Source organism: Fusobacteriaceae bacterium (genome assembly GCA_031272775.1).
Taxonomy (GTDB): Bacteria; Fusobacteriota; Fusobacteriia; order Fusobacteriales; family Fusobacteriaceae; genus JAISST01.
Window position 1 is genome coordinate 14,986 of sequence record JAISTB010000025.1, and the last position, 13,633, is coordinate 28,618.

The window sequence follows — 13,633 nt, forward strand, 5'->3', positions numbered from 1 at the left end:
CAATCAAGGGGGATTTCATGACAAAAGATGTCGTTCTGACGGAGTTTGCCCGGGTCATCAATTCTGACCGGTATCAGTACACCGAAAGCGATGTATTTTTGATGGAAGAAATGCAGAACATGGAGGCGGTCTTTGACGTCTTCTTCCGGAAGACCGAAGACGGGGGTTTCGCCGTTGTATCCGGCATACAGGAAATCGTCAGGCTCATCGACATCCTGAATACGACGCCGGAAGCAGAAAAACGCGAATATTTTTCAAAACTGATCGACGAGCCCCATCTGTGCGACTATCTCTGCGGGCTCAAATTTACCGGGGACATCTACGCCTTCCGGGACGGGGAACTGGCCTATCCCAACGAACCCGTGATCACGGTGAAGGCGCCTCTGATCCAGGCCCAGATCCTTGAAACGCCGATTTTAAACATCCTTAATATGCAGATGGCCATCGCCACAAAGGCCTCCCGGGTGACCCGGGCCGCCTGGCCCGTGCCGGTTTCCTCCTTCGGGAGCAGACGAGCCCACGGCTTTGACAGCGCCATCGCGGGCAACAAGGCCGCCGTCATCGGCGGTTGCGCCAGCCACAGCAACATCATGACCGAATACAAATACGGCCTCCCCAGCGTCGGGACCATGGCCCACTCTTTCGTGCAGGCCTTCGGCGTCGGAAGCAAGGCCGAAAAGCTGGCCTTTGATACATTTATTAAGCACCGGAAGGACCGAAAGCTCAATTCCCTGATCCTTCTGATCGATACCTACAACGTCGTCGATACGGGCATCCGGAACGCCATCCAGGCCTTCAAAGACGCGGGTATAGACGACTCCTATCCCGGTTCCTACGGCGTCCGGATCGATTCGGGCGACTTGGCCTATTTGTCGAAAAAATGCCGGGAGCTCCTGGACCGGGCGGGCCTCAAAAAAGCGAAAATTTTCCTGACCAATTCCCTCAACGAGGAGCTGATCCGCTCCCTGAAGGAACAGGGCGCTTGCGTGGATATTTACGGCGTCGGGGACGCCATCGCGGTCAGCAAATCCTGGCCCTGCTTCGGCGGCGTGTACAAGATCGTCGAGATCGACAATAAGCCCGTGATCAAGCTGTCCGAAGACATCATCAAGATTTCAAACCCCGGATTCAAAGAGGTCTACCGGCTCTATGACAAGGACGGCCTCGCCTACGCCGATTTGATTACGCTCGCGAGAAATGACGGCGACAGGGAGAAACTCGCGAAAAACGCGACGATCAAGATCCGGGACGAAAAATACGAATTCAAAAACAGTACGCTCAAGGCCGGATCCTATACGTCGAAAAAACTGACGCAAACCTATGTGAAGGGCGGGGAGATCATCCGGGAAAATTATGAGGCCCTCTTTGACATCCTGGCCTCCCAGCGCTACTATTTCGATAATCTCACGACGCTCTCCAAGGAGCGGCAAAGACTGGAAAATCCCCACAACTACAAAGTGGATCTCAGCAACGACCTGATCCGGCTCAAATACGGCCTGATCAAAGAAATCAAAGCCGGGGAGCATCTCTAGAATGTCAAACATGACGGAAATCCGCTATATCGACAGAAAGACCGGGACAATCCTGACAGAGGACACGCCGGGAGAGCGCTGGCTTCGGTTTTTGTACCGCAATCCCCTGGGAAAGCTCCCGCTCCACGCGTTCGTGAAGCGAAAGGGGCTTTCGGCCCTGTACGGCAGGCTTATGGACAGCCCCCGTTCCCGGGCAAAAATCGCCCCCTTTGTCAAGCGCTACGGCATTTCCATGGAGGAGTCCGTCAAATCCGTCGACGCCTTTTCGTCCTTCAATGATTTTTTCAGCCGGAAATTAAAAGCGGACGCGAGACCCGTGGCCGGCGGGGAAGAGCGGCTCGTTTCCCCCGCCGACGGGAAAATCCTCGCCTTTGAGCGCTTCTCGGACATCGGGACGCTTTTCGTCAAAGGGAGACCGCTTACGGCGGCGGCCTTATTTGGCGAGGAAGAGACGGCCGAGCGCTACCGGGAAGGGGCGCTTATCCTGATCCGGCTCGCTCCCGTCGATTATCACCGTTTTCATTTTCCGCTGGCGGGCCTTCCGGGCCCCGCGGAGAAAATCCCCGGGGCGTACTTCTCGGTTTCCCCCTGGGCCGTCGGAGAGCGGGTTTCGATCTTTTGCGAAAACAAGCGGGAACTGACGCTTCTTGAAACCAAGACCGCGGGGGTCCTCGCGATCTTTGAAATCGGCGCCACCATGGTGGGCGCCGTCACCCAGACCTTTACGCCGGGGATTGCCGTCAATAAAGGCCGGGAAAAGGGATATTTTTCCTTCGGCGGATCCACGGTTATCCTCGTCGCGGAAAAAGACGCCGTCGTCTTGGACGACGATTTGCTGGACAATACAAAAAAAGGCCTCGAGACAAAGGTCCTCATGGGCGAGGGCATCGGGAAGGGGTTGCGCCTATGACCAAACACAGCGGAAAATACTTCAGAAAAGGCGATCCGATCCTCTACGGGATCCTTTTCGTGATTCTCGGAACCGTGGCCTTAAAGGCCTTTCGCATGAAGCCTGTGGAGGCGGGCAAGGCAGAGATCTGGGTTGCGGGTAAGCTCGAATACGTGCTCCCCCTCAAGGTCGAGGAGTCGGATCTCTTTGTGGATACTCCCTTGGGAGGCGTCAACGTCAAGTTCAAAGACCGCATGGTTCGGGTCACCTCATCCAATTCCCCGCTCAAACTCTGCGTCAAGCAGGGCTGGATCAAGAATCCCGGCGAGACCATTATCGGCGTGCCCGACAAGCTCGTGATCAAGATCGCGGGCGCGGCGACCGCAGGCCAAGCCGCCGCGGGCAGCGACGACAATATCGATATTATTCTGAAATAGTCATTTATTGAGAAACAGGGAGTACAAACGTGGACGACAACATGAAGGGCAACAAAAAAATCCCCTTTTTAAAGATTATCCTGATCGGCGTTCTTTTTATCCTGATCCAGAGTTTTTTGCAGCAATACGACAAGGTGAGCGTGGTTTTCCGGCAGTATATCGGCTATTTCACGCCGCTTCTGTACGCGCTTTTTACGGCGGTCTTTCTGGAGCCCATCGTCAAAAAAATCGAGACCCATTTCGGGATGAAGGAAACGGAGCGCTGGCCGGCGGTTTTGATTACCGTGGGGGTTTTTCTTCTCTTCATCATCGGTTTTATTTATATCGTAATCCCGGAAATCATCCAGAGCTGCAAGGAGCTCTACGACAAATTTCCCTATATCCAGGAACAGATCGGCAAATATCTCGACAAGATTTTCGCGCTTCTCGAAAAATTTGAGATTGAACTGATCGGAAAAGACGAGCTGCAACAGACCATTACGTCCTTTGTGCGCCGCAACTTAGGCAAAATCCGTGATTTCGGCTTTTCCTTCGTCCTCAACATGTTCTGGTGGACCGTGGCCATCACGAAATTCTTCATCGGTTTTTTCCTCGGATCACTGATTCTCCTCGATCCCAACTACTTTGTGAAAACGATCCACAATATTCTGAAAATCGTGTTCGGAAAGACCTTGGGCGACACGATTCTGGCTTTTGCCGACCGCTCGCGAAAATTTATGATCAAGTATATCGGCGGTCGGGTCGTGGCCTCGCTCCTGGTGGCGGGCATTGTCCTTACGGTCACGCTCCTGGCCAAGGTCCCCTACGCGCTGCTTTCTTCGATGCTTGTGCTTATCGGGAACCTGATTCCCTATGTAGGGTCAATCTTTTCGGGGGTTGTGTCGATTTTCCTCGTCCTCGTCTCCGAGCCCGGCAAGGTGATCTGGATGTTTGTGGCCATCTGTCTCGCGCAGTTCCTCGATTCCTGGGTGATCGGCCCCAGGATCGCCAGCAAGGACTTTGAAATCCGCTCGTTCTGGATCATTCTGTCGATTCTCTTCGGCGGGAGCCTGTTCGGTCCTCTGGGCATGATCTTCGCGGTGCCGGTACTCTGCGCCATACGGGAGATTTACAAAAAGTTTTTGAAAAAGAGGGAGGAGAATGAAGACGGAAACATCCTGTAAATTTGCGGCTTCGGCTACCATGGGACTCGAGTCCGTCGTCCGGGACGAATGCGCCGCCCTCGGTTTTGCGGACATCGTGACCGTCAACGGCCGGGTGGAATTTTCCGGGGACCTGTCCCTGATTCCCCGGGCCAACATCAATCTGCGCTGCGCGGACCGGGTCTATGTCAAAATGGGTGAATTTACTGCGCTTAGCTTTGAAGAGCTCTTTCAGGAAATCAAAAGACTGCCCTGGGAGAATTTTATCGATATCGACGGCGCGTTTCCGGTCTCCTGGGTCAGCTCAGTCAAATCGAAGCTCTTTTCCAAGTCCGACATTCAAAAGATCGTGAAAAAAGCCATGGTGGAGCGCCTGAAGGCCCATTATCACAAAGAGATTTTTCCCGAAACCGGCGCCAATTACGCGATTCGGATCCAGGCGAACAAAGACGTCTTCGTGGTTTTGCTCGACACGAGCGGAGAACCTTTGCACCGGCGCGGCTACAGAAAGCTCATCAATGAGGCGCCCCTCAAGGAAACCATGGCGGCCGCTCTTGTCTTGCTGTCCCGCTGGAACGGAGATACGCCTTTTCTCGATCCCATGTGCGGCACGGGGACCATCGCCATCGAGGCCGCTCTCATCGCGAGACATATCGCGCCCGGGGCTGAGCGCCGCTTCGCCTCGGAAAAATGGCGCTGCATCCCGCAGGAATACTGGGTAAACGCCAGGGATCAGGCCTATTCCGCCGAAGACAGGGACAAAATCCTCGACATTCGCGCCTCGGATATGGACGGGACCGTTCTCAAAGTGGCGCAGGAAAACGCGAAACGCGCGGGCGTCCATGACGACATCCGCTGGGATACCATGGATTTCGCCAAAATCAGCCCGGGCAAGCCCTACGGCGTTTTGATCACGAACCCGCCCTACGGCGACAGGCTTCTCGACCGGGAAAAAGCGGCGGATTTGTACCGCTCCCTGGGAAAGGTCTGCCGGACGGAAATTCCGCGCTGGTCCTGCTATGTCATCACCTCGGACGAGGATTTCGAGCAAAATTTCGGAAAAAAAGCCACGAAAAACCGCAAGCTCTATAACGGCGGCATCAAGTGCTATTATTACCAATATTACGGCGAAAAGCCGGGGCGGTCGGATCCCGCCGCCGGAAAGGAAAGCGTCCATGAAAAATGACGGACCCGGGTCGGTCGCTTTTGCCCGGGAGGCAATTTTACAGGTCTTCAGCATAATAGATAAAAAATATCATGATTATACGCGGGAAGAGGATACCGACGCGCTGGAGCGGCTGAAAACCGAAGTCATCCCCAAATACGAAAAAATCTGGCTCGCCCTCGCGGACGAAGCTCTCGACGCCCAGGTGGACGAAGGGGCCTTCGGGACCGTGGCGACCCATATCGGGGCAATCCTTCAGGCCCACGGTCTCACGGAAGACTTTGTCCGGGCCCGCATGGCGCTCAGGGAAAACCACCGAAACCGCTCGGGGGCCGAGGTCATGAAAAAACTCTTTCAAACCCAGGCCGAAAAACTTGCCGAAAAAAAGGCGAGACTGCTCGGCGCGGCCGCCCTTCTCCTTACCCGGGAAGAAGAGCTCAATAAGCGCTTTGCCGACGCGATCCAGGAAGAGACCCAGATGAAAATTCTCGAACAACTGAGTCCCGTTCGCCGCCGCTATCTGGAAACGGAGCGGGAGATCCTCGAAACGGAGGACAAACTGAAAGAACTCCGGAACAAGCTCGAGAAAAAATGGTACTATGAGATTTTCGGGACCATGGCCGCAGACGCCCTCCGCCTGAAGGCGGCCGGCAAACCGGAAAAAAAAAGCAAACAGAACACGCAATAACCCTTTACCGATAAACTCTTACAAAGCAGGTGACGAAGTTGACTCTCAGCAACAAAACGAAAGGTATTGTCTGTATCATCATTTCCTCTCTGTCCTTTGGCATGATGAATATCTTTATCCGTCTGAGCGGCGATCTGCCCTCGATCCAGAAGAGCTTTTTCCGGAACGCCGTGGCGCTGGTCGTTTCGGTGATTTTCATCGTGAAAGACCGCATCCCCATGAAGATCGTCCCCGGTACGCTGAAGCATCTGTTTATCCGGGCAGGTTGCGGAACCGTAGCGATCTGGTGCAATTTTTACGCCGTGGACCATCTCGTCCTCGCCGACGCGTCCATGCTGAACAAAATGTCCCCGTTCTTCGCGGTGGTGTTCAGCCTTTTCCTGCTCAAGGAAAAAGTCACGCTCGTGCAGGCCTTAAGCGTCATCTTCGCTTTTATGGGCAGCATGCTCGTCGTAAAGCCCACATTTACCAATATGGACGCGGGCTCTTCGCTGATCGGACTTATGGGCGGCCTCCTCGCGGGTCTGGCCTATACTTCCGTCAGGGTCATGGGGAAAAAAGGCCTCAAGGGCCCCTTTATCGTAGGCTTCTTCTCCCTGTTTTCAACGCTGGTCGTGCTGCCCTTCTTCATCTTTGACTATCATCCGATGTCGGCCCGGCAGCTGATCTGCCTCATCGCCGCGGGCGCCTTCGCCGCCTCGGGACAATTCGGGATCACGGCCGCGTACACATACGCCCCCGCCCGGGAGATCTCGGTCTATGACTACTCCCAGATCCTGTTTTCCGCGATTATCGGCTTTTTCTTCTTCAATCAGGTTCCGGACGTCTACAGCTGGCTGGGCTATCTGATCATCTGCTCCATGGCGGTCTGGATGTTCCTCTACAACCGCGGGCGGGAGGAATCCGTATAGACGTCGTATAGATGTTGTATATACGCATAGAAACCAAGAAAACAGGTGGTATCCCTTGGCTGCTTTGATTATCCTGAAACTGGCAACGACAGCGGTCCTCGCGTTTTTTTCCTTTATCACGGGCCGCCTCGTCCTGCAATATTTTCCGCCGGAGACTGCGCATGCCGGCCTCATCGTAATTGGCGCGTTTTTTTTGCTTTTTCTGATCCTCGTGCTCACGGAAATCGTCTTCTGGTGGAAGCGCTTCCGTTTTCCGGCCTTAAAAATCCTGGGCGTCATCGTCATTGTCCTCGTGGGCGTCCGTTTCGGCTTTGAGATCTATACGGCAAAGGAAGAATCCATCACGATCCGGGAACGGATCGCCGACAGGAGGGAATACCTGCCCTTTGACGAAGACAGCGCCATCGCCCGCCTGCCCTTTCCCCCGGGAATCCGCTTCACGGAAGACCTGCCGGTGGTGGATGGCGCGGAATCCTTGTTTTCCCTCTACTCGGCTTTTGTGAACGCCCTGTATCCCGAGACGATCCCGCCTCTCAACAACGGCGGCGGCCCCTTCCGCTTCCTCGGCGGGGAAAAGGGAATGGCGGCCCTTACCGGGGGCGAGACCGACATCCGTTTCGGCTATTACCCCGAGAGCGCCAGAGAAGTAGCGGACAGCGCCCCGGGCTACTCGGAATTGGTCTGGCACCGGATGGGCAAAGACGCTTTGATCTTTTTCGTCAACAAAAATAATCCCATCGACAACCTTTCTTCGGAAGACATCCGCCGGATCTACGACGGCGATGTCACGAACTGGAAAGAGCTCGGGGGCGCGGACGAAGCCATTGTCGCCTATCAGCGGGCGCCCGACAGCGAAAGCCAGATTTTTATGAAAGAATTCATGGGCATTTTCCCGTTGAGGGATCCGCCCAAGACCGTGATCCAAAGGGACAGGGACCCCGACCGGGGAATTCCCGGCGGACCCGCAGAAGTCCCGGCCGATTACCGGAACGAAAAAAACGCCGTCGGCTACTCGCTGCGCTTTTTTTCCATGAGGGCGGTCAAGGATTACGATATCAAGCTCCTTTCCGTCGACGGGATCCCGCCGACGCTGGAGACGATCAAAAATGAGACCTATCCTCTCGTTGTCCCCATTTACGCCATCCGGCGCGGAGACAATCGGAAACCCAATGTGGACCAGTTTGTGGAATGGATTTTGTTTGAGGAAGGGCAGTATTTGATCGAAAAATCAGGCTTCGCGCCGCTCAATTAGCGAATATTTACCAAAAATATACTTTTTTACCGATACGAAAGGGGGTAATACCATGCAGTATTTTTCAGGCAGATTCAAGGAAAAGGCCAGCGACTTGATCCTGGATTTTCATTCGTCCATCGATTTTGACAAGAGACTCTACCGCTACGACATTATGGGGAGCATCGCCCATGTCCGAATGCTGGACCGCAAAGGAATCATTCCGGCCGATGACGCGAAACTCATTGAAAAGACGCTGAAGGAAATCCTCAAAGACATCGAGAAGGGCTTGATCCCCTTTTCCCGGGAATATGAGGATATCCACATGAATATCGAAAAAGTCCTGATCGACAGGATCGGCGATCCCGGTAAAAAATTGCACACGGGCCGCAGCCGCAACGATCAGGTCGCCGTGGACATGAAGCTCTTCACGAAAGACGAGGCCGTCAAAGTGCGGGCGCAGTTGCTGGACCTCACGGGCCTTTTCGTCAAAATCGCCGAAGACCACATTGAGACCTATATGCCCGGCTTTACGCACTTGCAGAAGGCCCAGCCGATCACATTCGCCCACTGGATCCTCGCCTACGCCGAAATGTTCCGCAGGGATTACCTCCGGATCGGAAACGCGCTTACCCTCATGGACGCCTGCCCTCTGGGGAGCGCCGCCTTGGCCGGGACGACCTACCCCATTGACCGCGAATACACCAGCGATCTTTTGGGCTTCGCGTCGCCGACTTGGAACAGTCTCGACGCCGTCAGCGACCGGGATTATCTGATTGAGCTCATGAACGCTTTTTCCCTCATCATGGTCCATCTGTCGCGGCTTTGCGAGGAAATCATCCTCTTTGCCTCAAATGACTACGGCTATATTGAATTGAGCGACAAATTTTCCACGGGCAGCAGCATCATGCCCCAGAAGAAGAACCCCGACGCGGCGGAACTGATCCGGGGCAAGAGCGGCCGGGTATTCGGGGACTTGATCAGTCTGCTCACGACCATGAAGGGCATCCCCCTCGCCTACAACAAAGACATTCAGGAGGACAAGGAAGTCTTTTTCGACGCCCTCGATACGGTCAAGGGCTGCCTTTTGGTCCTCTACGGCATGACGGAGACCATGAGCGTCAAAAAAGATGTCATGCTGAAAGCCGCGGCAAAAGGCTTTATGGGAGCGACGGACGTCGCCGATTATCTGACGCGAAAGGGCATGAGCTTCCGGGACGCCTACAAATTAGTGGGAAAAATGGTGGCCTGGTGCATCGACAAGGGCTACACCCTCGACGATCTGCCCCTCGAAAAATACAAGCAGTTTTCAAAGCTCTTCTATAACGATATCTACAAGGAAATCGCCACGGAGACTTCGGTTGAGCGCAGGAAAAGCCTCGGCGGCCCCGGCAGGAAAAGCGTCAAAAAGCATCTCGCTTTTCTGGACCGCTTCGTAAAAAAAGAGGCCGAGGGGATCCGGTCCTGGCAGCTCAACGAGATTCTGGGAAAATCCTGATTTCCCGATCCGCAAAGACGCAAACGCAAACTTTAAAATAAATCAAGGAGGAAGGCATGACAGTAAAAGAAGCGGCAATCGGCAAACAGTATGCCCTGTTGGGGCCACAGGTCGTCAAAAACCTCGAGAGCAGAAATTTCGCGGCCTATTATTGCGCCACAAAGGAAGAGGCTTTGCAAAAGGCGCTGTCCCTCATTCCCGACGGATCCACGGTTTCTTGGGGCGGCTCCGTGACCGTGGCGGAAATCGGGTTAATCGACGCCGTCTACCAAAACAAGACGCTGACGCTCCTCGACCGGGACAAGACCACAACGCCTGAAGATCGCATGGAGAGCATGCGGCAGGCCCTTTTGTGCGACGTGTATCTCACGAGTACCAACGCCCTGACCGAAGACGGAATCCTTGTCAATATCGACGGAAACGGCAACCGGGTGGCCGCCCAAACTTTCGGGCCCAAATCCGTCATCATGATCGTCGGCATGAACAAGCTCACGAAAACCTTCCGGGAAGCCATCGTCCGGGCCAGAAATTACGCCGCGCCGGCCAATACGCTGCGGATCAGCGCGACGAACCCCTTGAAGACGCCCTGCGCCGCAACCGGTTCCTGCGGGGACTGCAAGAGTCCCGACAGCATCTGCTCCTTTATCGTAGAGACCAGAATGTGCAAATTCAAGGGCCGGACAAAGGTCATCCTCGTCGGAGAGAGTTTGGGATTTTAAGGAAAGGTCGGGCGATGAAAAAGCAGAGAATTCTGGATATTTATTTAAAATTTTTGGAAAACAAGGAAGTCACGATCAAGGATATTTCCGAGGAATACGACGTCAGCCCCCGAAGCATCCAGCGGGATATCCGGGACCTCAGGACATTTTTCCAGCTGGCCGCAATCCCCGCGGACATCATTTACGAGCCCTCCATCAAGGGCTATGTGATGCGGGACGACAACCGCAACCAGCTGACTAATGATGAAATTCTCGCGGTCTGCAAGATCCTCCTGGAAAGCCGCGCCTTTGTCAAGGAAGAGATGATGCGGATCATCGACAAGATCGTCAATCTGTGCGTCCCCAGGGCCAACTACAAAGTGATCGGAAAAATGCTGGATAATGAGAAATACCACTATAACGAGCCCCATCATCGGAAAAAATTTCTGGGAAAACTGTGGAACATCGGGAACGCCATCCAGCAGCAGCTCAAGATCCGGATCACCTATACCAAAACAAATAACGAGAGCGTAAAAAGGGTTCTGCATCCCGTGGGGCTGATGTTCTCGGAATTTTACTTTTATCTCCTGGCCTTTATCGAAAATGCCGACAAATCAAAATTCCGCAATCCCGATGACCTGTTCCCGACCATATACCGGGTGGACCGGATCAAGTCGCTCAAAGTCACGAAGGAGAACTTCCCTGTGGTCTATATCAAAGACCGCTTTGAAGAAGGGCTGTTCCGGAAGCGGGTGCAGTTCATGACCGGAGGAAAGCTCCGGAAAATCCGCTTCAAGTATTTCGGCCGGTCGCTGGAGGCTGTCCTCGACCGCCTGCCCACCGCTGTCGTCAAGGCTCAGTACAAGTCCTACGCCCTCATTGAGGCGGAAGTTTTTGGAGACGGGATTGAGGCCTGGATCCGGGGGCAGGGGAAGGATGTGGAGGTTATCGGGTGAGGGGTAAAGCAGGACGCGGAGGATTGTGAAAAATTGTGTATTTGAATTTTTTTGTTTGATTTTGTAAGTTATTTGCAGTATAATAGCTTACAAAGGAGATGATTGTATGGCAACGACAAGCATAACATTCCGTCTGGACGCGGAACTGAAAAAACATGCGGAAAGCGCTTTTGAAAGCATGGGACTGAATATGACTTCCGCGCTGACAGTATTTATCAAGACCGTAGTCAGGGAAGGACGAATCCCGTTTCAGATTGTCACGGATGAGTATGCGGGACCGAAAAAAAGCGCAAAAGAAGCGTTATTAGCGCTTGAAAAGTACGCCGGTACGTTGAAAAGAGACGTGGATATCAAAAAGGAGCTTGCCGAGTATAGAGAGGAACGCTATGCGGATTCTACTCGACACTAATATTGTTATTGATTATTTGCAAAAACGAAGCGCTTATTTCGAGCATGCGCAGGCTATTCTTCTGTTGTGCCAACGAGGGGACATAACCGGCTTTGTTTCAACACAGACCATTGCGGATACGTTTTACATTTTACGAAAAGATTATCCGGTCACCGATTTAAAAGGAATTCTGATTAATTTTTGCAAGATTCTCTATATTGTGGGCGTCGATGAAGATAAATTATTCAATGCGCTCATTGACGCTGAGTTTGACGATTTTGAGGATTGTCTGCAATCTGAATGCGCCAAGTCAGTCGGGGTTGATTACATTGTAACAAGAAATGTAAGTGACTATGGTTCCGCGACGATTCCGGCTGTTACTCCAGAGGCTTTTTTCAAGAGATTTGAAAGCGGTTATGAAAAGCAATAAAACCGGTCGTTTGCCTCGACCTCTCTGTCGGCCCTGCGGCCGACGTCTCCCCTCACACCATCATGTGTTTCGTAAAATTGTTGCATTCCGCCGTAGTGGCTGCATCTCGGCATTTTTGGTCATGGTGGAGTTCCACCTTTGGGGTTGAGCTATGATTGCGATTCAGCCACGGGCTGGGATGTACGTGGTACAAGGGCAAGCTTTTTGCCCGGATTTTTTATTCTATAATATACCTTTCACTATGATTTCCAGAAACTGTCGGGGAGTCACGATCAACCGATCGGGCGGATAATGAAGGGTGTTGCCATTCATTCTTCCGTCTCGCTAAAACTCGCCCGCGCTTCCGCTATTTCCAGATTGATTTCATCTAAAGTTCGCTTGTCGCGCCCATTTTTTGCAGAAATAGCCTGAAGTTGCGCTGTGGCTTGGATTGATCTGGCGCGGCGAATTGCGGTCAAGGTTTCTTCGAAATTGTCTTCCGCAATGGAAATCATGAGCGCTGTTGGTTTTCCGTTATTTGTAATAATAACCTGCTGCTGTTCCTCAAGGGTAGTCCAGATATTTTTTGGCTGCGTTCGCAAATCTCTGACTGTATAAAATTTCATCTTTCCACCTCCCATTTCCAGTATACACGATTGCGTGTCAATTGTCAACAAATTTATCTTAAGACATTTTAAAATGAATGATTGCGAGCTTTTCCGAATCGCCGGGGCCGAGTAAACAAGATAACTTCAGCAAAAAAACCACAAAGGGGTCAATCCCTCATTCCGGCGAATTCAAGCGCTGCCGCAAGAAACATCCGGACCGCAGTGGAGGTATCCATTACAAGACTCGAAAATAAAGAATCTACAGAAGCTTTTTGATAAACTTTTCGAATATTTTCATTGATTTTGTAAATAATTTGCTGTATAATGGAAAAAAGTTCTCTTAAATCCAATGTTTATCCCGGAACAGGCGGAGGAAAGATGCCACTGATATCGAGTTTTTATGGAATATTGATCTATCTGTATAAAGAAGTCGGGACTGTTCATAAAACACCGCATGTACACGCCTCTTATGGGGAATACGATATGGCGATCGATTTTGACGCCAATGTATTAGCGGGAGAATTGCCCAGAAAGCAGCAAAAATATGTTGAGGCGTGGATATTGTTGCATCAGGATGAATTACGAGCGGCTTGGAAAGCGTATTCGGAATTTGGGGAACTGATTAAGATAAGGGGGTTGGAATAATATGAGACCGCGAGCAGTTTCAGTGAGACCCATTGATAACTATCAACTGGAAGTAGTATTCTCCAATCACGATCGGGGTATATTTGATGTCAAGCCGTATATGCGATTCCCGGCGTTCAAAGATCTTGCCGCGTGTTTTGATACCGTGCATGTGGCCGGTCTTTCCGTCACTTGGAGTAACGGCGCCGATATCTGTCCCGATGAACTCTATTATGGCTGCAAGCTGATCAATGATCGTTCGATTTCAGAGAAAGAGCCCCCGCTACTTAAGAATTGAGTTTTTTTGATAATTATTCCGTTTTTTTGAAACAAAATTCCACAGGCTGGTGTGTGAAATCCCGGAGCAAAAAACAGCCACGGGCATGAAGCCTGAAATGCTAAAATAAAGAAACAGCCACGGGCAAGGATGCCCGTGGTACAAGGGGAAACTTTTGGG

Annotated in this window: 17 protein-coding genes; 15 read left to right on the plus strand and 2 right to left on the minus strand. The window is 52.4% G+C overall.

The annotated features are described in order from the left end of the window. Nucleotides 1-17: 17 nt before the first annotated feature. From LBQ97_06325 to LBQ97_06385, 13 genes are all read left to right on the plus strand, one after another. A complete protein-coding gene (locus tag LBQ97_06325; GenBank protein ID MDR1832325.1) occupies nt 18-1,532 on the plus strand; it encodes a nicotinate phosphoribosyltransferase in 1,515 nt (504 codons plus the stop codon). A gap of 1 nt (nt 1,533) precedes the next feature. Further along, a complete protein-coding gene (locus LBQ97_06330; GenBank protein ID MDR1832326.1) occupies nt 1,534-2,442 on the plus strand; it encodes a phosphatidylserine decarboxylase in 909 nt (302 codons plus the stop codon). Next, entirely contained in the window at nt 2,439-2,858 is a 420-nt protein-coding gene (locus LBQ97_06335) for a NusG domain II-containing protein (protein MDR1832327.1), read from the plus strand. Before LBQ97_06330 ends, LBQ97_06335 begins: the two co-directional genes overlap by 4 nt. Before the next feature lie 29 nt (nt 2,859-2,887). Beyond that, nucleotides 2,888-4,021: an AI-2E family transporter gene (locus LBQ97_06340; GenBank protein MDR1832328.1), complete on the plus strand. Its 1,134-nt coding sequence runs from the start codon at nt 2,888-2,890 to the stop codon at nt 4,019-4,021. Next, nucleotides 3,999-5,186: a class I SAM-dependent RNA methyltransferase gene (locus LBQ97_06345; GenBank protein MDR1832329.1), complete on the plus strand. Its 1,188-nt coding sequence runs from the start codon at nt 3,999-4,001 to the stop codon at nt 5,184-5,186. Before LBQ97_06340 ends, LBQ97_06345 begins: the two co-directional genes overlap by 23 nt. Continuing rightward, on the plus strand, nt 5,176-5,853 hold the full coding sequence (locus LBQ97_06350; GenBank protein ID MDR1832330.1) for a hypothetical protein: 678 nt from the start codon (nt 5,176-5,178) through the stop codon (nt 5,851-5,853). The genes LBQ97_06345 and LBQ97_06350 overlap by 11 nt, the downstream gene beginning before the upstream one ends. Before the next feature lie 29 nt (nt 5,854-5,882). Next, the gene (locus LBQ97_06355; protein MDR1832331.1) at nt 5,883-6,764 is read left to right on the plus strand and encodes a DMT family transporter; all 882 of its coding nucleotides are present in this window, start codon (nt 5,883-5,885) and stop codon (nt 6,762-6,764) included. A gap of 55 nt (nt 6,765-6,819) precedes the next feature. Beyond that, complete coding sequence (locus LBQ97_06360; protein ID MDR1832332.1) at nt 6,820-8,016, plus strand: substrate-binding domain-containing protein; 1,197 nt, start codon at nt 6,820-6,822, stop codon at nt 8,014-8,016. A 52-nt stretch (nt 8,017-8,068) separates the two neighbouring features. Further along, nucleotides 8,069-9,493 (plus strand): argininosuccinate lyase, encoded by a 1,425-nt coding sequence (gene argH / locus LBQ97_06365; protein MDR1832333.1) that lies wholly within the window; start codon nt 8,069-8,071, stop codon nt 9,491-9,493. A gap of 56 nt (nt 9,494-9,549) precedes the next feature. Further along, nucleotides 9,550-10,212, plus strand: coding sequence for a lactate utilization protein (locus tag LBQ97_06370; GenBank protein MDR1832334.1), 663 nt, complete (start codon nt 9,550-9,552; stop codon nt 10,210-10,212). 14 nt (nt 10,213-10,226) lie between these two features. Next, nucleotides 10,227-11,147, plus strand: coding sequence for a WYL domain-containing protein (locus LBQ97_06375; GenBank protein ID MDR1832335.1), 921 nt, complete (start codon nt 10,227-10,229; stop codon nt 11,145-11,147). Between the two features lie 106 nt (nt 11,148-11,253). Further along, complete coding sequence (locus tag LBQ97_06380; GenBank protein MDR1832336.1) at nt 11,254-11,556, plus strand: type II toxin-antitoxin system RelB/DinJ family antitoxin; 303 nt, start codon at nt 11,254-11,256, stop codon at nt 11,554-11,556. Then, the gene (locus LBQ97_06385) at nt 11,534-11,965 is read left to right on the plus strand and encodes a PIN domain-containing protein (protein MDR1832337.1); all 432 of its coding nucleotides are present in this window, start codon (nt 11,534-11,536) and stop codon (nt 11,963-11,965) included. The genes LBQ97_06380 and LBQ97_06385 overlap by 23 nt, the downstream gene beginning before the upstream one ends. Nucleotides 11,966-12,273: 308 nt before the next feature. Here the strand turns inward: LBQ97_06385 and LBQ97_06390 are convergent, their stop codons facing one another. After that, on the minus strand, nt 12,274-12,570 hold the full coding sequence (locus LBQ97_06390; GenBank protein MDR1832338.1) for a type II toxin-antitoxin system Phd/YefM family antitoxin: 297 nt from the start codon (nt 12,568-12,570) through the stop codon (nt 12,274-12,276). A 360-nt stretch (nt 12,571-12,930) separates the two neighbouring features. Here LBQ97_06390 and LBQ97_06395 point away from each other — a divergent pair, with 360 nt between their 5' ends. Continuing rightward, nucleotides 12,931-13,197: a DUF4160 domain-containing protein gene (locus LBQ97_06395; GenBank protein MDR1832339.1), complete on the plus strand. Its 267-nt coding sequence runs from the start codon at nt 12,931-12,933 to the stop codon at nt 13,195-13,197. A gap of 1 nt (nt 13,198) precedes the next feature. Beyond that, entirely contained in the window at nt 13,199-13,474 is a 276-nt protein-coding gene (locus tag LBQ97_06400) for a DUF2442 domain-containing protein (GenBank protein MDR1832340.1), read from the plus strand. On the opposite strand, the gene LBQ97_06405 is transcribed toward LBQ97_06400, so the two are convergent. Then, nucleotides 13,408-13,633, minus strand: a 226-nt coding sequence (locus tag LBQ97_06405; protein MDR1832341.1) for a hypothetical protein, incomplete at its 5' end; no start/stop codon positions are given. The genes LBQ97_06400 and LBQ97_06405 overlap by 67 nt on opposite strands.

Coding starts and splice junctions, on each gene's coding strand:
- LBQ97_06345 (MDR1832329.1), top strand. CDS start 3,999: ATGAAGACGGAAACATCCTGTAAATTTGCGGCTTCGGCTACCATGGGA.
- LBQ97_06395 (MDR1832339.1), top strand. CDS start 12,931: ATGCCACTGATATCGAGTTTTTATGGAATATTGATCTATCTGTATAAA.
- argH (MDR1832333.1), top strand. CDS start 8,069: ATGCAGTATTTTTCAGGCAGATTCAAGGAAAAGGCCAGCGACTTGATC.
- LBQ97_06390 (MDR1832338.1), bottom strand. CDS start 12,570: ATGAAATTTTATACAGTCAGAGATTTGCGAACGCAGCCAAAAAATATC.
- LBQ97_06335 (MDR1832327.1), top strand. CDS start 2,439: ATGACCAAACACAGCGGAAAATACTTCAGAAAAGGCGATCCGATCCTC.
- LBQ97_06330 (MDR1832326.1), top strand. CDS start 1,534: ATGTCAAACATGACGGAAATCCGCTATATCGACAGAAAGACCGGGACA.
- LBQ97_06375 (MDR1832335.1), top strand. CDS start 10,227: ATGAAAAAGCAGAGAATTCTGGATATTTATTTAAAATTTTTGGAAAAC.
- LBQ97_06350 (MDR1832330.1), top strand. CDS start 5,176: ATGAAAAATGACGGACCCGGGTCGGTCGCTTTTGCCCGGGAGGCAATT.
- LBQ97_06385 (MDR1832337.1), top strand. CDS start 11,534: ATGCGGATTCTACTCGACACTAATATTGTTATTGATTATTTGCAAAAA.
- LBQ97_06370 (MDR1832334.1), top strand. CDS start 9,550: ATGACAGTAAAAGAAGCGGCAATCGGCAAACAGTATGCCCTGTTGGGG.
- LBQ97_06325 (MDR1832325.1), top strand. CDS start 18: ATGACAAAAGATGTCGTTCTGACGGAGTTTGCCCGGGTCATCAATTCT.
- LBQ97_06380 (MDR1832336.1), top strand. CDS start 11,254: ATGGCAACGACAAGCATAACATTCCGTCTGGACGCGGAACTGAAAAAA.
- LBQ97_06400 (MDR1832340.1), top strand. CDS start 13,199: ATGAGACCGCGAGCAGTTTCAGTGAGACCCATTGATAACTATCAACTG.